The sequence below is a fragment of the Arthrobacter hankyongi genome (assembly GCF_022012395.1).
GTDB classification, from domain to species: domain Bacteria; phylum Actinomycetota; class Actinomycetes; order Actinomycetales; family Micrococcaceae; genus Crystallibacter; species Crystallibacter hankyongi.
On the sequence record NZ_JAKLTQ010000005.1, the window covers coordinates 148,173 to 165,955 of the forward strand.

12 protein-coding genes are annotated in these 17,783 nt (G+C 66.0%); 8 read left to right on the forward strand and 4 right to left on the reverse strand.

Translation table 11 applies throughout. The annotated features are described in order from the left end of the window. The first annotated feature begins 337 nt into the window (after positions 1 to 337). From LVY72_RS09555 to mgtA, 6 genes are all read left to right on the forward strand, one after another. On the forward strand, positions 338 to 985 hold the full coding sequence (locus LVY72_RS09555) for a TnsA-like heteromeric transposase endonuclease subunit (RefSeq protein WP_237820191.1): 648 nt from the start codon (positions 338 to 340) through the stop codon (positions 983 to 985). Continuing rightward, positions 978 to 3,074: a TnsB C-terminal domain-containing protein gene (locus LVY72_RS24625; RefSeq protein WP_237820193.1), complete on the forward strand. Its 2,097-nt coding sequence runs from the start codon at positions 978 to 980 to the stop codon at positions 3,072 to 3,074. The genes LVY72_RS09555 and LVY72_RS24625 overlap by 8 nt, the downstream gene beginning before the upstream one ends. Continuing rightward, positions 3,065 to 4,090, forward strand: coding sequence for a TniB family NTP-binding protein (locus LVY72_RS09565; protein WP_237820195.1), 1,026 nt, complete (start codon positions 3,065 to 3,067; stop codon positions 4,088 to 4,090). The genes LVY72_RS24625 and LVY72_RS09565 overlap by 10 nt, the downstream gene beginning before the upstream one ends. After that, entirely contained in the window at positions 4,087 to 4,986 is a 900-nt protein-coding gene (locus LVY72_RS09570; RefSeq protein ID WP_237820197.1) for a hypothetical protein, read from the forward strand. The genes LVY72_RS09565 and LVY72_RS09570 overlap by 4 nt, the downstream gene beginning before the upstream one ends. A 363-nt stretch (positions 4,987 to 5,349) precedes the next feature. Further along, positions 5,350 to 5,919, forward strand: coding sequence for a site-specific integrase (locus LVY72_RS09575; RefSeq protein WP_237820199.1), 570 nt, complete (start codon positions 5,350 to 5,352; stop codon positions 5,917 to 5,919). Positions 5,920 to 6,584: 665 nt separating this feature from the next. Further along, positions 6,585 to 9,308 carry a magnesium-translocating P-type ATPase gene (gene mgtA / locus LVY72_RS09580; protein ID WP_237820202.1) on the forward strand — a complete coding sequence of 908 codons (2,724 nt, stop codon included), beginning with the start codon at positions 6,585 to 6,587 and terminating at the stop codon, positions 9,306 to 9,308. 447 nt (positions 9,309 to 9,755) lie between these two features. Here mgtA and LVY72_RS09585 read toward each other — a convergent pair whose 3' ends face one another. Both LVY72_RS09585 and LVY72_RS09590 read right to left on the reverse strand, forming a co-directional pair. Further along, positions 9,756 to 10,205: a hypothetical protein gene (locus LVY72_RS09585; RefSeq protein WP_237820204.1), complete on the reverse strand. Its 450-nt coding sequence runs from the start codon at positions 10,203 to 10,205 to the stop codon at positions 9,756 to 9,758. 196 nt (positions 10,206 to 10,401) lie between these two features. Further along, entirely contained in the window at positions 10,402 to 10,704 is a 303-nt protein-coding gene (locus LVY72_RS09590; RefSeq protein WP_237820216.1) for a hypothetical protein, read from the reverse strand. A 185-nt stretch (positions 10,705 to 10,889) separates the two neighbouring features. On the opposite strand from LVY72_RS09590, the gene LVY72_RS09595 reads away from it, so the two are divergent. After that, positions 10,890 to 14,072, forward strand: a complete 3,183-nt coding sequence (locus LVY72_RS09595; protein WP_237820217.1) for a beta-phosphoglucomutase family hydrolase — start codon at positions 10,890 to 10,892, stop codon at positions 14,070 to 14,072. Between the two features lie 39 nt (positions 14,073 to 14,111). Then, positions 14,112 to 14,576: a pyridoxamine 5'-phosphate oxidase family protein gene (locus tag LVY72_RS09600; RefSeq protein ID WP_237820219.1), complete on the forward strand. Its 465-nt coding sequence runs from the start codon at positions 14,112 to 14,114 to the stop codon at positions 14,574 to 14,576. Positions 14,577 to 14,686: 110 nt separating this feature from the next. Here LVY72_RS09600 and LVY72_RS09605 read toward each other — a convergent pair whose 3' ends face one another. Together LVY72_RS09605 and ppsA are read right to left on the reverse strand one after the other, a co-directional pair. Next, positions 14,687 to 15,157 carry a pyridoxamine 5'-phosphate oxidase family protein gene (locus LVY72_RS09605; protein WP_237820221.1) on the reverse strand — a complete coding sequence of 157 codons (471 nt, stop codon included), beginning with the start codon at positions 15,155 to 15,157 and terminating at the stop codon, positions 14,687 to 14,689. 68 nt (positions 15,158 to 15,225) lie between these two features. Further along, positions 15,226 to 17,649: a phosphoenolpyruvate synthase gene (gene ppsA, locus LVY72_RS09610; protein WP_237820223.1), complete on the reverse strand. Its 2,424-nt coding sequence runs from the start codon at positions 17,647 to 17,649 to the stop codon at positions 15,226 to 15,228. Positions 17,650 to 17,783 lie beyond the last annotated feature (134 nt).

Consider the following 17,783-nt stretch of genomic DNA (forward strand, 5'->3'; position numbering starts at 1 on the left):
ATATTGAACCGAATTCCACCCCTCCCGGCGCATTGGATAAAACGCCGATAATCTACATTATGTCAAGTTGAAGTGATCCAATCGTAGACACTGCCGAATAGGACCCGGTGATACGGCTGTCCTGTCTCAGTTAAGTTGGCGCAGTCTCACTTAAGTTGTCACATCGGGCTGGTGTGTCTCAGGTTAGTTGTCGCATCGTTCGGCCTTGTCTCACTATTCTTGTCGCATGGCGGCGGCCGCCGTCCGGGTTGACGGCCAGGTTCCCGGATGTATCGGATTATCGTCACGCGAAAGCGCTGGCGGGCCTGTGGCTGTGCGTCCGCTGGCGGAGTCATGGATGCTTCGGTTTGAGGACTACGCGCCGGTCAGGTCCATGAATGCCCGCAGGCGGCAGCGCAACTTCAGCGGCTTGTGGTGGTGCGCTTCGACCGGACGCCTGGTCGGGTACGAGTCCTGGCTGGAACGGGACCACCTGATGTGCCTGGACTTCGCCGCGGACGTTACCGGCATCGCGGCGCAGCCGTTCCGCCTTGATTTCCCGGATCTGCCCGGCGGACCATGCCGGCATGTTCCGGATTATTTTGCCAGGCTCTCCAACGGTGCGGCGGTGGTGATTGACGTCCGCCCGGATGCCAGGATCGGAGGGCGGGACCGAGAGGTATTCTCGGCCACGGAATCCGCCTGCGCGTCCGTGGGATGGGTCTACCGGCGGGTGGGCGAGCTGCCGAAGGTTTATACCGCAAACCTGCGCTGGCTGGCCGGGTACCGGCATCCACGGTGCCTGAACGCGGTCCATGCCGCGGCGCTGCTGGAGGCGCTCGGGTCCGGGTCCACGATCGGGGCCCTGGCTGCGGGGGCAGGTGATCCGGTCGCCGTGCTCCCCACGCTCTACCACCTGCTCTGGACGGGAGCCCTGAGGGCCGGACTGCAGGGCACTGCCCTCTCCCCCGGCACCCGGATCGGTCCGGGAGCTGCCGGTGGCTGAGAACCCGCTGCGGGCCGTCGGCATCGGCGACGTCGTTGAACTCAGGGGCCTGACCTACCGGCTGGAGGGCCTGGACGGTGATGTTGCCATGCTGGCCATCCCGGGAAGGAATCCGGTCGCCATTAAGGTCGGCGCGCTGCTGGCCGATGACAGTTTCAGGGTTCTGTCCTCCGGCACCGGGACACGGCCGCGCGGCGGCCGGACGGGGCTGCCCGGGTTCCTGCCGGCACCGGTGAGGGAGCGGATCGGGCGGCTTGAGGACCACATCAGCGAGGTTCTGGACGGCATACCGCTTTCGGCGGCCGTCGGGACACGCCCGCGCCCCGAATACGATCCCGCCCGCCGGACCCTGCGCCAGCGCGAACTGGCCAAGCACGATGAACTGGCCCGGGCCGGTGAGCAGATGAGCCTGAGGACCCTGCAGCGCCTGCGCCGGGAATATGAGGCCAGGGGCGCCGAGGCCCTGATCGACCGGCGTTTGCTGCGGCGCAGACCGGTCGCCGGTCAGGTCGATGAGCGGTACGTCGAGGCCCTGCGCCGGATTTTGGAGAAGAACACGCTCCGCTCAACGGGATCGCTGGACCGGCTCCGGCACGAGGCGGCCATGGCCGTGGAAGCCGAACACGGTGCCGGCGAGGTCGCCCTGCCGTCCCGTGCCACCTTCCATCGTCTGGTGGCACGCATGGCCGAGGGCCGCCACGCCACCGGATCCGCGCGCACCCGGCAGACTCTGGACCAGCAGCCCGACGGCCCCTTCGGTGCCGTGTATCCGGTGCGCCCCGGCGAGCTGATGCAGATCGATTCGACGCCCCTGGACATCGCCGTCGAGCTCGGGGACGGGATCACCGGCCGGGTCGAGCTGACCGCGCTGGTCGATGTCGCCACCCGCAGCATCTGCGCGGCGGTGCTGCGCCCCACGACCAGGGCCGTCGATGCCGCCCTGCTGCTGGCCCGGTGCATGACGCCGGAACCGATGCGCCCGGGCTGGGCCGAGGCCGTGTCGATGGCCTCCTCGGCGCTGCCCTACCGCTCGATGCTTTCCGTGGACGCGCGGCTGCAAAACGCCGCGGCGAAGCCGGTCATCATCCCCGAAACGATAGTTTGCGACCATGGCAAGGCCTACCTCTCGGACGCCTTCCGGAACGCCTGCCGGACCCTGGGGGTCAGCCTCCAGCCCGCCCACCCGGATACGCCCACGGACAAGCCGGTGATCGAACGCACCCTGGGCTCCGTGGGCACCCTGTTCGCCCAATACGTCACCGGCTATCTTGGCTCGTCGGCGGAACGCCGCGGCAAAAATGCCGACCGGCAGGCAGTTTTTTCCCTCATCGAGCTGCAGGACCTGCTGAAGGAATGGATCGTGACCGCCTGGCAGAACCGGCCCCACGAGGGACTGCGGGATCCGCTGACACCGTCCCGGGTCTTCACCCCGAACGAGAAATACGCCTCGCTGCTGGCCGTGACCGGTTACGTGGCCGTGCCGCTGGGCGGCGACGACTATATCGAACTGCTCCCGGCGCTGACCAGGGCCATCAACTCCTACGGGATCAGGATCAGGCACCGGGTCTACGACGGGCCCGGGCTGAACCCCTACCGGGGCCAGAAGTCCGGCATCACGGCCCTGAAAGACCTCTGGGAAGTGCACTACGATCCCTACGACGTGACCCGCGTCTGGGTGCGCAACCATCACGACGGCGGCTGGATCACCGTGTTCTGGCGGCAGCTGCAGGCAGCCCCGCAGCCGTTCGGGGAGGCCATCTGGGAACGGGGCCGACAGATCGTTGCCGAACGCGGGACGACCGGCCCGTCGGAGCAGGCCATCACCGAAGCCGTGGAGAACCTGCTGGAGAGGGCATCGCCGGTTCCCGGTAAACCCGGGAAGAAGCCCAGGGATAAGAGGGCCGCCGCCCGCCAGGAGGCCATACCGGCCCCGGCATGGCCCCGCCCGCCCGAAGAACCTGCCCCCGGCGACGGCGGGACAGGCCCCGGATCCTGCATCGATGCCGGAGAGGACGACTACGAGGACCCCGCCAAGATCATCCCGCTGAAGGTCTACGACGCTCAGGAAGAGGCCAAGAAATGGTGGTAACCCCGGACCCGCCAGCGATCAGCCGTGCCCCCACCACAACGCTGGAGGGCTGGCGCAACTTCGTGAATACCGAACCGGCAGACGCGCCGATGCTGCCCGCCGCCGAGCTGGACCGGCTCGACCCGTCCGACAGTGAACGCTATGACGAGCGCAGGATCAGCTACCACTCCGAACTGGTCATCGTCCAGACCTCCACCGTGCGCGGCATCGTCCACCAGGGGCGCCTGCTGACCATGCTCAACCAGCGCGAGATTAGTGCCCGCCGCGGCCTGGTCGTCTCGGGGCCCTGGGCCTCGGGGAAAACCACCGCCGTCAAGCAGCTGGGCAAAACCCACGAGCACCGCATCAGGCTGCGTTACCCGGACCAGGACCGCATCCCGGTCGTTTACATCACCACCCCGCCGAAAGGCTCTCCCAGGAAACTGGCCGCCGAGTTCGCCAACTTCCTGGGCCTGCCCCAACGTCCCCGGCAGAACGTCACCGACATCGCCGACGCCGTCTGCCACGTCCTGACCGACGCGCGGACCGACCTGGTCATCGTCGACGAGATCCACAACCTGAACCTGGCCACCAGCGCCGGGGAGGACATGTCCGACCACCTGAAATACTTCGCCGAGCACCTGCCGGCGACCTTCGTCTATGTCGGCATCAACGTCGAGAACTCCGGCCTGTTCACCGGCCTGCGCGGCCGCCAGCTCTCGGCCCGGACAGTGCTCAAGACCACCGGACCGTTCCCCTACGGGGAGGAATTCAAATCCCTCGTCGCCACCCTCGAAGAGGCGCTCCGGCTTCACGACCACGCCCCGGGCACCCTCACCCGGGATGCCAGGTATCTGCACCGCCGCACCGGAGGCGGGATCAGCAGCCTCTCGCACCTGATCCGCCAGGCGGCCATCAGCGCCATCCTGACCCAGACCGAACGCATCGACCGCAACCTCCTGGACCAGACCTGCATCGATCACGCCGCCGAGACAGCCAGTCCCCGGCCGACCGTGCACCCCGGGAAGGCACGGTGACCGGCCGGGACCCTGTCCGTCTCCGGCCCCTGCCCCGGCGGATACGCCCCTATCCCGACGAAACCACCGCATCGTTCATCCGCAGGCTGGCAGCGGCAAACTTCATCGACCCGGCGCAGATACGGGACCTGCTGCGCCGGCCCGGAATCCCGCCCGGCCCGGGTCTGGCAATACTGGCAGGCTGCGGCGAGCAGCCGCTGATTCTGGCCATGCCGCAACTGGGCGCCGAAACCGAGCCCGGCCCGCACCTGGCCGGGCGGCCGGACCGGCGGACCCAAGGAATTGCCTGCCACCGCTGCGCCCTCGCCCGCGGGGCGGGCAGCCACGTCGGGATCTACACCACCCACGAGAAGGTGAGCTGTCCGCGCCACCTGCTCTGGCTCGGCACCGAAGTCCAGGAGCCCGGCGACCAGATACCACTTCAGCCCTGCCCGGACCTGCCGGCCGCCTTCCGCCGCCACCGGAACCTCATCGCCAGACTCGGCCGGCCGGCAGTATGCCGGGGATTCGCGATCGCCACCATCATCACCTGGCGCTGGCACGACCAGGGCCGCCAGCCGGACAGCTTCACCGCCCGGCTCCGTGCGCTCATCCCCGCCGGCCACCGGACCTGGGCCAGGCACCGGACAGCAACGGCCGCCGCACTCTACCCCTGCGTCGTCGGCCTCACCGCGGCAATAGCCTCACCTGCCTGGGCCCAAACCGCCCACTCGTCCCGGCCGAACGACTTCCTCCGCAGGATCAGCCTCCAGGCCACCGACGGCTGGATCCCCCAAGGCCAGCACGACCCGCTCCTGCACTGGATGCAGACCGGCTGGCAACCCGGATTCCCCGGACCCGACACGCTCCAACCACCCGGCCCGCCTCACATACCGCCGCCAACACGCGATCTGTGACAACTAAAGTGAGACAAATCCGCCCAGGCAGTCTCACTTTAGTTGTCGCATCCCACGTCAGAGCCCCACGGCTGCGCCAATTTAACTGAGACAGGACAACGGCTCCCCTGCTTTCGGGTGCCTGGGCACTGGAATCCCCACCGATACAGGGATTCCGGCCTGACCGGCGCCCGGTGGGTCCGATGTACAGGGTTCGGAGGGTGATGGTACCCGAAGAGGGCCGGTTGATCCGGCTTCCGCTGCGTCAGGGAGCATTTGCCGCAGAGGCCGTGTTCGACATGCTCGCCGGCTGGAAACAGCAGCAGCTGGCCCGGAACTTCAGGTTCGGCACGATCCGGGGACGGGAGGGCCTGGTCCGGCGGTTTGTCGATCGCACCCGTTCCCTGGGACTGGACGGTCGAGGATGCCGACGAGTTCTTCGCCCATGAGCGGTCCATCCTGAACCTGGCGTTTGCCACCATCCGCGCCCACCAGGCCCATCTGAAGCTGTTCTGCGACTTCCTGACCGATCCCGGCTATGAGTGGGACCGGATCTGCGTGCAGGGGTTCGGCCGCTCCCCTGTCCAGATCATCACCGAACTCAACCGGGCACGCCACGCCCAGAACAACGAACAGGCACCGGCCAAAAGGCCCTTTAGCCGGGCCGAGTTGCAGAGATTCTTCGATCTGGCCGACCTCGAGGTCGAACGGGTCCTGGCATCGGGGCGCAAGGGCGCGGTGGCCGCCTACCGGGACGCAACGGTGTTCAAGACCGCCTACGCCTGGGGCCTGCGTCCTGGATACCTGGATCCGGACCGGGCTGCCCTGGCTGTCCCCTGCCGTGTGGGAAATCTTCCCCACGGCCACCGCGGTGCAGGTTCCCAAGTCGAACCCGCACCGCCGCTTCCGGGACTATATCGACGAGCTCGGTTATCTGCCGGGCCCCGCGTCTGAGACAGGACAGCCCGGCTGGATGCCGGGCAAAGCGTTGTCTTTTCCCTCGGGGATTAACCCGGTCCTGGTCTGCCGGTCCCGCTCCCCATCAGGCAGGGACAGTAAAACTCCCGTCAACGTGGCTCAGATTTCGCCCCGCGAAACGGCTCACTTTTCGACCGGCGCTGACAGCCGAGATGCTGGTTATCGGCCACGGCGGGTTTGGCGGTCTGCTGGTCCGGTCGGTCAGCTCAGCGTACATCGCCTACTGCCCGCTGTTTGCCGTCCATGCGCCCGGTGACAGAACGGCATGGAATTGGTCCGTCTGCTCAGCCGGCCGCGTTGATCTTCAGCGGGTCTAACGCTCCGTTGATTACTCGAATCCTGATCGCACGCGTTGGGCAGAACCTACGCTGGCCTTCCGCCAGATGAGCTAAACGGACAGCCAGGTCCGGCCCGGTTAGGCAAAGCTGCACAGCGCTGGGGTCTTGTGCGCCGGTACTCCGCTTTGGGCCTCTTCGCTACCGGACACGCACCTGATGTACTCGAACACACTCGGAGGCCTCATGCAGCAACACGAGGAGTCCCCCAGCCCGCTGGTGGAAGACGTACAGTCATTGCCGGGCCATTCACAGATCCGCGACGTAGCCTTAGGATCAGGCGGGACGTTCGCGGAGGTGTGCCGTATGCCGGATCTGGCAGTCGCAACGGACCAGCTTGCGGAAATGGCCGGACGCACGGCAGCACAGGTGCTGCTGGATCTGAAATCAGACGAGTCCGGCCTGAGCAGCGCGGAAGCCGACCGACGGCTGGCGCGCTGGGGTCCCAACACGGTCAGAACGCACAAGGCCGAGGTATGGCCGGTCCTCGGGCGCCAGCTCCGCAGTCCCATCCTGATCCTGTTGATTGTCACCGCAGGCGTTTCCCTAGTCCTGGGCGACGCCGTCAACTCCATCATCATCGGCGTGATCCTGGTTGCGAGCGTGGGCCTGGGTTTCAGCAATGAGTTCAGGGCCGAACGCGCGGCGGAGGCGCTTCACTCCCGGGTGTCACACAGCACCATCGTTGTGCGCGACGGTGTGCCCCGCCAGATCCCCGTCACGGGAATCGTACCCGGTGACATTGTCCATCTCGTGCTAGGTGCCGTCGTGCCGGCCGACATCCGCCTGCTGAGTGGCGAGGATCTACTCTGCGATGAGAGCATCCTCACCGGTGAGTCCCTTCCGGTGCCCAAGAATCCCGCTCCAGTGCGCGGATCCACACGTGAAGCCGGACTTGCCTCGTGCATACTAATGGGAACCGTCGTCCGTTCCGGAAGCGCAAAAGGAGTCGTCGTCGCCACCGGGGCGCGGGCCGAATTCGGCCGCATTGCACTGGGCCTCGGTGAACGGCAACCGCAGACGGAATTCCAGATCGGCCTCCGGAGGTTCTCCTTCCTCCTGCTTCAGGTAGCGGTCGTGCTCACCACCCTGATCTTCGTCGTCAATCTGCTCCTGCGGCGCCCCCTGATTGAATCGCTGCTCTTCTCGCTGGCGATCGCCGTGGGCATCACACCGCAGCTGCTGCCCGCGGTGGTCAGTACCAGCCTCGCCACCGGCACCCGGGAACTTGCCCGTCGCAAGGTCCTGGTAAAACGCCTCGTGTGTATTGAGGACCTCGGCGACATGGACCTGCTCGTCACAGACAAGACCGGCACGTTGACCGAGGGCCGCATTAGCTACACCGGTACGGTACCGGCTGGCCCGGATGCGTCCGGCGACGGCGTCTTTGTCCTGGGCCTGCTGGCTACCGAAGCCGATTACACCCAGGGACGCCCGGACGCAGCGGGCGGGAATCCGCTCGACCTTGCCCTTTGGGAGGCACCGCTGGCAAAGACATTCGAGCCAAACTGCTATGAACGGCTGGATGTGATTCCCTTCGATCACGAACGCCGCATGATCAGCGTCCTCGTCCGCGGTACCGACGGCTCCAGGCGGCTGATCACCAAAGGTGCTCCCGAGGACGTGCTGGCACGCTGTGCCAACATCCCGCCTGGAGCACAGGATCTGCTCGACAGCCAGTTTAGGGTCGGGTCCCGGGTCGTTGCGGTAGCCGTCCGGGACCTGCCCGGAGCCTCCTCCATCGAGCCGGCCGACGAGAAGAGCATGACTCTGGCCGGGTTCCTCATCTTCCTCGACCGGCCCAAGGCCCACGCCGGGACGTCCCTGGAGCGGCTGGCCTCCCTGCGGATCTCCGTCAAGGTTGCCACCGGTGACAACGCCCAGGTCGCCGAGAAAGTCTGTGCCGACCTCGGCCTGACGACGGGAGGCACGCTCACCGGTGCCGACGTCGACCGGCTCTCGGACCAGGAACTCGCCGACGCTGCCGGGAAGGCAGGCATCTTCGCCCGGGTTAACCCCGAACAGAAGGCACGCATCATCCGCCAATTGCGCCGGAATGGGCACGCGGTGGGTTTTCTTGGCGACGGCGTCAATGACGCCCTTGCACTCCACCATGCGGACATCGGCATTTCCGTCGACAGCGCCGTCGACGTCGCCAAGGACGCCGCCGACGTCGTGCTGCTGGACAAGGATCTGGGCGTGCTGGCTGACGGGGTCATGGAGGGGCGCCGGATCTTCGCCAACACCATCAAGTATGCACTGATGGGCACCTCGAGCAACTTCGGCAACATGTTCAGTGCCGCCACCGCGTCGGTCTTCCTGAGTTTCCTGCCGATGCTTCCCGGGCAGATACTGCTGAACAACCTCCTCTACGACGCGGGCCAGCTGGCCATCCCCGGCGACCGCGTGGACAAGGAGCAACTGGTTGCGCCTTCGCACTGGAACATCGGATTCATCCGCCGGTTCATGGTCCTCTTTGGCCCCATCAGTTCCCTTTTCGACTTCGCCACGTTTGCCCTGATGCTCTTCGTTTTCCAAGCGGCTCCCGGTCAATTCCGGGCCGGATGGTTCATCGAGTCCATCGCCACCCAGACCCTGATCATCTTCGCCATCAGAACCCGCCGCGTACCGTTCGTGCGCAGCCGTCCATCGGCCGGCCTTCTCGGCGCATCCCTGGCCGTCGTGGCCGTCGGTATTTACCTGCCCCTCTCGCCGCTGGCCCCGGTGCTGGGCTTCGACCCGCTTCCGGCCCCCTTCTTCCTCGCATTGTTCGGGATGATCGTGGCCTACCTGATCGTCGTCGAAGTCGCGAAGCTTTGGTTCTTCAGCCGTGCCGCGCAGCTGCCGCCGGGCGAACGCCGGCGCACCCGCGAGCATCATGTCCACCGCCGTGCTGCCCGCTTCAGCGCCCCCGTCCCCGTCCGGATCCTCCTTCCGAAGCCCGCATCCAGACCGCGCCACAGGTTGCGTCGTCCAGGCACCCCCATATCCGGACCATCCGGTGACGGGAAAACCGCTAATAGGTCATAAACGAATCGGACGACCGGGCGAAAACACAGAGCCGGTACAGTCGGAACACCTAGGTAGAGGACCGCGACGGCGGCTGCGACTCTGATCGCTTCCCTGAAGCCGCATTCCCCTCCGCACTGGAGCTGATGGAGCGTCTCCGCGCGGCACGGACTCCACTGGTCCTGATCACGGCCAGCCGGAACACCGGAGTGGTTCTGGAAGCGGCCCGGCTGGCGGACGCCTTTGACCTAGCGGTGGACGACACCACGGCCGAGGAACTGAACCTGCCTGGAAGCCGGCTCCCACGATGTTCCTGGAAGCAACACGGAGGCTGGGCCTGCCGCCTGCCAGGATCGCGGTCCTCGAAGACTCCGCGGCGGGCGTGTTAAGTGGTCTTCCGCTGAAGCCCACGCACGGGTATGACGGCTCGACGCATCGTCCTTCAGGACCGGGAGTCACCCCGTCAGGTCATTCCAAGCCCGCCCTCGTGGCGTCATCGAGTGAGATCGACCAGGCCCGTGGCGGTGAAACCTTGAAACGCCGCCCGGTAATGGAATCGGCAGTGATTCGGACGAAGTGGTCCTTACTTCCGGCTTCCCAGGGGAAAAGCAGCTGCGCAGCAGAATCGGGCACGTCCTCGGTATGCCCCGATTCCGCGGCACGGCTCTTCACCATAATGCTCCATGCGACGCCGGTATTGGTATCGACACTGTCCGCTTCCCTACGGGCAAAACGCGCGTTGAGGATGCGCTCGGCATCCTCCCAGGGTTGTCGGTGCCCACCGCCCCAGCCGACACCGCGCGGGCCGCGGAGCAGCAGGATCACCACCGCGACAACGCTGCCCCAGAACAACAGCACCATCAGGGCCATGGCGATCCAACCGCCGATACCCCAGCTTCCATCCCATCCGTACATCATGAAGGGCCTCCTTCTGTAATGTCGCCCTACGGACGACCCCCGGTCCGTTTGGCATATATTTCATTGGCACTGATCTGCCGTTTCCCCGTGGTCGCCGGAAGGCCACATCACGGCCGAAGAGGATCAATCCAAGGACCGCGCCATTTAGAGCAGGAGCGCTGGTGCTTGCCTCAAGTCCATGTGCCGGGCAACAAACTCAGCGGATCCCGGCGCCGCGCGGCTTGGGCGGACCCGACGCCGCGTCGACGACGAATTCGTTGGTGCCGACTTCCACCTGTTTCTTGATCTCATAGCGCAGCAGTACCATGCTGTTTTCACACAAGGTGGCCGCGACCGGTTTCAGGTCCTGCCGATCCTCGAAAATGCGCGTTCCGTTAGCGCTCCGCTCCTTGAACTCCCGGATGATGGCGGCTGCGTCGTGGTCACGGAATATGGCTCCCCAAACACGAACCTGAGCCCGCCGTCCTCCTCGGCGGCGGTGTTGTCGACGGCCACCCACTGCTGGACTATGAGTCTTCGGATGGCGCAAACCGTAGCCCGGTGGTCCGGGTGGGCGCGGGGACCGGCCGCTCCCCCGGCCTCCGGGAGAACCGCCGCACAGAGCCCGGCCGGAGGCGTATGCTCGGTCTTGTCAGCCATAGCCCGAGGGAAACAGGCAGCACGGATGGCAACGGACCGCAACCCATGAACGTGCCACCTGCCTATCCTCTGGCCAGAGGAACGCTCTCGCCGACGGTTGCCGGGACGCTGTCACCCTTCGACGCGGTGATCTTCGATCTTGACGGAGTGGTCACCAACACTGCCGCGGTGCACCAAGCGGCGTGGAAAGAACTGTTCGACAGCGTGCTGGCGGACTCTCGAATGCCCGTGGACAATGGCGTGCCGGAGTTCGCGGATGAAGATTACCGCCGCTACATCGACGGCCGGCCGCGTGAAGACGGCGTCCGGTCATTCCTCCGGTCGAGGGGAATCGCCCTGCCCGAGGGCTCACCCCAGGACACGGAACAGGACTGGACGGTATTTGGTCTGGGCAAGCGGAAGAACAGGATTTTCCAGGAGTTGCTTCGGCGCACCGGCGTTAAGGCGTTCCCCTCGACACTGGAGTTGATGGAGCGTCTCCGGGCGGCACGGGTGCCGCTGGCCTTGGTCACCGCCAGCCGCAACACCACAGCGGTCCTGGCGGCAGCCCGTCTGGCGGATGCCTTCGACCTCGTTGTGGACGGCACCACCGCCAAGGAACTGAACTTGCCGGGCAAGCCGGATCCGGCGATGTTCCTGGAGGCGGCCCGACGGCTTGGCCTCCCGCCCGCCAGGATCGCGGTTCTGGAGGACGCCGTGGCCGGCGTCCAGGCAGCCAGCCGCGGCGGCTTCGGGCTTGTGGTGGGCATCGACCGTGCCGGCGAACGGACCGCCCTTGAAGACGCCGGAGCCGGCATCGTCCTCAACGATGTCGGCGAACTGGACATCGGGCTGGTGCTCACGGACCCCTGGATGCTGGCCTACGAGGGCTTCGATCCGGCCCACGAGGGCCACCGGGAGGCCTTGACCACGCTGGGAAACGGCTACCTGGGTACCCGGGGCGCCGCTCCCGAAAGCAGCCACAGTGCCGTGCACTACCCGGGCACCTACCTCGCCGGGGTCTACAACCGCCTGCACAGTGTGATCCAGGACCACGCCACCGAGGACGAACACATGGTCAACGTCAGCAACTGGCTGCCGCTGGACCTGCGGACTGAGAACAACCGCTGGTGGTCCGAAGGAGGCCTGAAACTGCTGTGGGAACGCCGCGAACTGGACCTGCGCAGGGCGGTCCTGACCCGGCATATCCGGCTCGAAGATGAGCAGGGACGCCACCTCGAGCTGACGCAGCGCCGGATCGTGTCCATGGCCGAACCCCACCTGATGGCCTTGGAGACCCGCGTGACGGCCCGGGGCTGGAACGGGCCGGTCAGCATCCGCAGCGGGGTCGATACCGGCGTCCTGAACGCCAACGTTCCGCAGGATGCGCTGCTGGCCAACCGCCACTTGGTTCCGCTCACCTCGACGGTCACGGCGGATGGGATCCAGTGCGTCGAGGTGGAGACATCCCAGAGCCATATCCGCATTGCCACTGCCGTCCGCACCGAGCTCTCCGAACCGCCCGCCCCGGCGTCCGTCGAACAGGACGCAGAGCGCTCCTACCGGCGCTTCGAGGTCCGCCTCGCGGACGGGGTGCCGCTGGTCATCACCAAGACCGCTGCCATGGCCACCTCCCATGACCGGGCCATCTCCTCGCCCCTGTCCGGCGCCATGGCCGTGCTGGCCCGCTCCCCCGCACGGTTCAGCGACATGCTGGCCCCGCACGAGGCGGCCTGGCGCCGGCTGGAACGCCTGTTCGCCGTTGACCTGGACGCCGATCCGCAGAGCCGGCTGATCCTGAACTTACACGTCTTCCACTTGCTCCAAACCATCACGCCGCATACCGCGGGGCTCGACGTCGGCGTTCCGGCACGCGGCCTACACGGCGAAGGATACCGCGGCCATATCTTTTGGGACGACCTGTTCGTCCTGCCCCTGGTCACCTCACGCCTTCCGTCGGTTGCCCGGGCGTTACTGAACTACCGCCGGCGGCGGCTCGATGCGGCGCGGGATGCCGCCAAAGCAGCGGGACTGACCGGGGCCATGTTCCCGTGGCAGAGCGGCAGCGATGGACGCGAGGAGACGCCCCAATGGCTGTACAACCAGTGGTCGGGGCACTGGGTCCGGGATCACTCGAGCCAACAGCGTCATGGCGGACTTGCCGTGGCTTTCAACGCGTGGCAATACTTCGAGGCCACCTTGGACCGTGTCTGGCTCAGCGAGGCAGGGGCCGAACTGATCGTCGAAGTGGCCCGCCTGTTTGCAGCCATGGCGGAATACGACGAGCAGGCGGACAGGTTCCACCTGCGCGCCGTCCTGGGCCCGGACGAGTACCACGATGGCTATCCGGAGAACCCCGGCGGCGGCCTGGACGACAATGCCTACACCAACGTTATGGCGGCCTGGGTCTCCGAGCGGGCCCTGCATATCCTGGCCACGGCCCCGGACCGGGAAGATATGCAGGAACGGTTTGCGGTCACTGAGCCGGAACGTATCCGCTGGGAGCGCGTCAGCCGCCGGATGTTCGTCCCCTTCCATGACGACGGGATCATCAGCCAGTTCGACGGCTACGCCCGGCTGCAGGAACTGGACTGGGACCGCTACCGGTCGATGTACGGGAACATCGAGCGCCTGGACCTCATCCTTGAGGCCGAAGGCGACAGTCCCAACCGCTACCGGCTGGCCAAGCAGGCGGATGTCCTGATGCTGCTCTACATCCTGGGCGATGAGCAACTCATTGCCTTGCTGGCACGCTTGGGCTACACGGTCACCCAAGCCGATCTGGCCCGGATCGTGGACTACTACCTTGCCCGCACGGTCCACGGGTCCACCCTGAGCCGGGTCGCCCACGCCTCGGTCCTGGCTGCGGCAGACCCGGAGCGGGCCTGGGCCACCTTCCGCGAAGCCCTCGACGCCGATCTGGACGACACCCAGGGAGGGACCACTCGAACCGGCATCCACCTCGGTGCGATGGCCGGTAGTATCGACGTCGTCCAGCGCAGCTTCGCCGGGCTGCGAATGAAGCAAAACGCACTGGTCTTCAGTCCCCGCATGCCCACCGAACTCCGGCAGGTGCGTTTCCAGGTCCGCTACCGCGGCCACCTGCTGGACATCAGCCTCGGGCACGCGGAGTTGACGGTTACGGCGGCCCCCGGCGAGGCCGCACCGGTCACCATCCGCGTCGGCGAGCGGACTGCCCTGGTAGCTGCGGGGCAAAGCGCCGTGTTCGCTTTGCCGGGGGCAGCGTAGCCATTGCCGCAGGAACCGCCATTCTAGGAGACTTGGACCATGACAAACTCTGTGCCGGCTCCTGATGCGGAAGTACTGGGCAGAAAGACATGCTGGCAGCTGCTGCGCGGGGTTTCGGTCGGGCGGCTGGCACTCTGGGTGCTGGACCATCCGGACATCTTTCCGGTCAACTACGCGGTTGATCAGGAATCGTTGGTTTTCCGAACGGGGCCGGGGACCAAGCTCGACGCCGTCCTGGGCGGGTTTCCGGTCGCACTGGAGGCAGACGGCGTAGATCCAGCCACGGGAGTCGCCTGGAGTGTTGTTGTCAAAGGCAAGGCCCTGGCGGTGCGGCCGGGACAGGAACTGCTGGAATCGGTGACTCTGCGGCTTTTCCCATGGCATGGGGGACCCAAGGAGCACTTCATCCGAATCGTCCCCGATTCCGTTACCGGCCGCCGTTTTGTGGTGGTTTCTCCACGCGTATGGTGGCAGCCGCTGAACGAAGGCGCCGGCGCGGAGTAATGGCAGCGTAGCAGCCATGCCTGGCCCCGGTGCGAGTCACGGTAGTTGGAGTTCCAGGAATCTTTCCGGTCAGCGGGGGTGACCGGTATTGGCCCCATGGGCCTTCTGGTTCACTCCAGGCCTGCCCTTGTTGCATCGTCGAGTGAAATGGACCAGGCCCGCGGCGCTGCAACCTTGAAGCGCCGACCCGTGATGGAATCGGCCGTGATCCGGACGAAATGATCTTTGGGACCGGCTTCCCAGGGGAAGAGCAGCCGCGCAGCGGAACTGAGCAGCTCGTCATCGTGCTCCGCTGCTGTGGCCCGGCCTTTCACCATGACGCTCCAGGCGACGCCCGCATCGGCATCGATGCCGTCGGCCTCCAAGGCGACCGGATTTTCGCCCAGGGCAGCTGTCAGTTTCGTTCCGGGGCCGGTGCGGAAGACAAGAGCCCCGTCAACAACCCTGATGTTGACGGGAAAAATCTCAGGATGGTCATCCACCCAGACAGCCAGCCGTCCCAGGGAAACGTCCCGCAGAAGGGACCAGCATTCACGGGACTCCAGGACTTCCGTCTCCGGCTTCGATAGATTGTTCTTCATGGCGGCGAGCCTACTCCGCATAGCTGCGGGGAACCAGCATCTGCGATGCCTCACGAAGCAAACCGGCGTTACGAACCATGGGGCATCCCCCAGACAGACTGTGGTGCGGCGTCATACTGCCGTTCGGCCTCGGCGATCCTGGGGATGGTCTTGAGGACCGTATCCGGATTCAGCGAGATGGAGTCGATGCCCTCACGGACCAAAAAGGCCGCGAAGTCCGGGTGGTTGCTCGGACCTTGCCCGCAAATGCCGATTTTGATGCCCGCGGCATGGGCCTTGCCGATTACTTCGCTGATCATGCGCTTGACGGCCTCGTCCCGCTCGTCGAACAGCGGGGCCAGCAGCTCGGAATCCCTGTCCACGCCCAGGACCAGCTGGGTCAGGTCATTCGAGCCAATCGAGAATCCGTCGAAGCGTGTGGCAAACTCTTCGGCGAGCACCACATTGGAGGGGATCTCGCACATCATGTAGAGCTGCAGCCCGCTCGTCCCCCGGGCCAGTCCGTTGGCCGCCATGACTTCAAGTACCCGGTCCGCTTCGGCCGGCGTGCGGCAGAACGGAATCATGATGACCACATTCGCGAAGCCAAGTTCCTCGCGTACCTTCTTGAGCGCCCGGCATTCGAGGGCGAAACCTTCGCGGTAGCGGTCATCGTAGTACCTGCTGGCGCCGCGGAAGCCGAGCATGGGGTTTTCCTCCGACGGCTCGAAAGCGGCGCCACCGAGCAGGTGGGCGTACTCATTGGTCTTGAAATCGCTGAGCCTGACGATGACCGGATGCGGATGGTAGGGGGCACTGAGCTTGGCCAGGCCAGCGGCCAGCGTGTCGACGAAATAGTCCCCCGGATCCTTGAAGCCGCGGGTCAGCTCCCGGATTTGGGCCGCTTCCCGGACGTCCGCCACCCGCTCCGGATGCACCAGCGCCATCGGATGGACTCTGATGAGGTCGTTGATGATGAACTCCATCCGGGCCAGCCCGATGCCGTCCACCGGCAGCCGCCACCATTGGAAGGCAGCAGCCGGGCTGGCGACGTTGACCAGGATGTGCGTCCGCGTCTGCGGCACCGTCCGCAGGTCGATCTTCTCCGTCGAGTAGTCCAGGGCCCCTGCGTAGACATGCCCCTGCTCGCCTTCAGCACAGGAGATGGTGATCATTTGCCCGTCTTCGATCACCTCCGTAGCGTTCCCGGTGCCGACGACGGCGGGAACGCCGAGTTCCCGGCTGATGATGGCCGCATGGCTGGTGGTGCCGCCATGCTCTGTGACGATGCCCGCGGCCCGCTGCATCACAGGAACCCAGTCCGGATCCGTCATCTCGGTGACCAGCACCGCCCCGTCCCGGAACCGATCAATATCCGCCACACTGCGGATCACGCACGCCGGTCCGACCGCTACGGTCTCACCGATGGCGGCTCCTGCCGCAAGGACCTTCCCGCTCCCGGTGAGGCGGTAAACGGTGAATTCCCGACCCGCACGGCGGGACTGGACCGTCTCGGGCCGGGCCTGTACGACGAACAGCTCACCGGTCAGTCCGTCTTTGGCCCACTCCATGTCCATCGGACAGCCGTAGTGGTCCTCGATGGCAGCCGCCCAGCGGCCCAGCTGCAGAATCTCGCCGTCGTCGAGGACCAGTGCGTGCCGTTCCCGCTCGGTCGTATCCAACAGGCGGGTCCGGGCGCTGCCGCCTCGGCCGTAGACGAGTTTCCGCTCTTTCGCGCCCCTCGATCGTTCGAGAATTGGTACGATTTCCGGATCCCGCAGCAGTGGCTTGAAGAGGACATACTTGTCCGGGTTGACGGTCCCCTGCACCACTGTCTCCCCCAGCCCCCAGGCCGCGCTGATCACCACCACCTGCGGGAACCCCGTCTCGGGGTCGAGGGAGAACATCACGCCGGATCCTCCAAGGTCGGCCCTGACCATCCGCTGCACCCCGATGGACAGCGCCACATCCAGGTCGTCGAACCCCTTGAGGGCGCGGTAACTGATCGCCCGGTCCGTGAAGAGTGAGGCAAAGCATCTCCGGCAGGCATCCAGCAACGATTTGTCCCCCGCGACGTTCAGGAAGGTCTCCTGCTGGCCCGCGAAGCTGGCATCGGGCAGGTCCTCGGCGGTGGCACTGCTGCGCACCGCCACCGGAAGGTTCTCCGTGCCCGCTCGGCCGGACAAGGCGTGGTAGGACTCAAGCACGGCAGCGGAAACGTGTGCCGGGAACTTCCCCGCGAGGAACATTTCACGTACTTGCCGGCCGGCTTCCCGCAGGGGCATCCGGCCGTCCCGGTACCGCCCCAGCCGGTCGCGTATGATCTGCTCCAGCGCATTCGCCTGGACATAGTCGCGATACGCCTCGGCAGTAATGGCGAACCCTTCCGGAACACGTACCCCTTGGGTGGCCAAGGTCCGCAGCATTTCCCCGAGCGAGGCGTTCTTGCCGCCCACTGAGGCGATGTCCCCCAGGCCGGTTTCCTCGAACCATACTGTGTATCGCCGTTCCACGCTGCCTCCAGCTTTGTCAACGTTGATGCTGAGGTCCCCGGACTTCCAGTTCGCGACGCAGCGCCGGCGTCAGGTGCCCGTCGGGCGCAGGCGATTCCCACGGCGAGGTTGCTGCTCCACGGGATTGGACCATG

Excerpts from the sequence above, each read along its gene's own strand:
- LVY72_RS09565 (WP_237820195.1), top strand. The coding sequence starts at position 3,065 with ATGGTGGTAACCCCGGACCCGCCAGCGATCAGCCGTGCCCCCACCACA.
- LVY72_RS09555 (WP_237820191.1), top strand. The coding sequence starts at position 338 with ATGCTTCGGTTTGAGGACTACGCGCCGGTCAGGTCCATGAATGCCCGC.
- LVY72_RS09600 (WP_237820219.1), top strand. The coding sequence starts at position 14,112 with ATGACAAACTCTGTGCCGGCTCCTGATGCGGAAGTACTGGGCAGAAAG.
- LVY72_RS09595 (WP_237820217.1), top strand. The coding sequence starts at position 10,890 with ATGAACGTGCCACCTGCCTATCCTCTGGCCAGAGGAACGCTCTCGCCG.
- mgtA (WP_237820202.1), top strand. The coding sequence starts at position 6,585 with ATGCCGGATCTGGCAGTCGCAACGGACCAGCTTGCGGAAATGGCCGGA.
- LVY72_RS09605 (WP_237820221.1), bottom strand. The coding sequence starts at position 15,157 with ATGAAGAACAATCTATCGAAGCCGGAGACGGAAGTCCTGGAGTCCCGT.
- LVY72_RS09585 (WP_237820204.1), bottom strand. The coding sequence starts at position 10,205 with ATGATGTACGGATGGGATGGAAGCTGGGGTATCGGCGGTTGGATCGCC.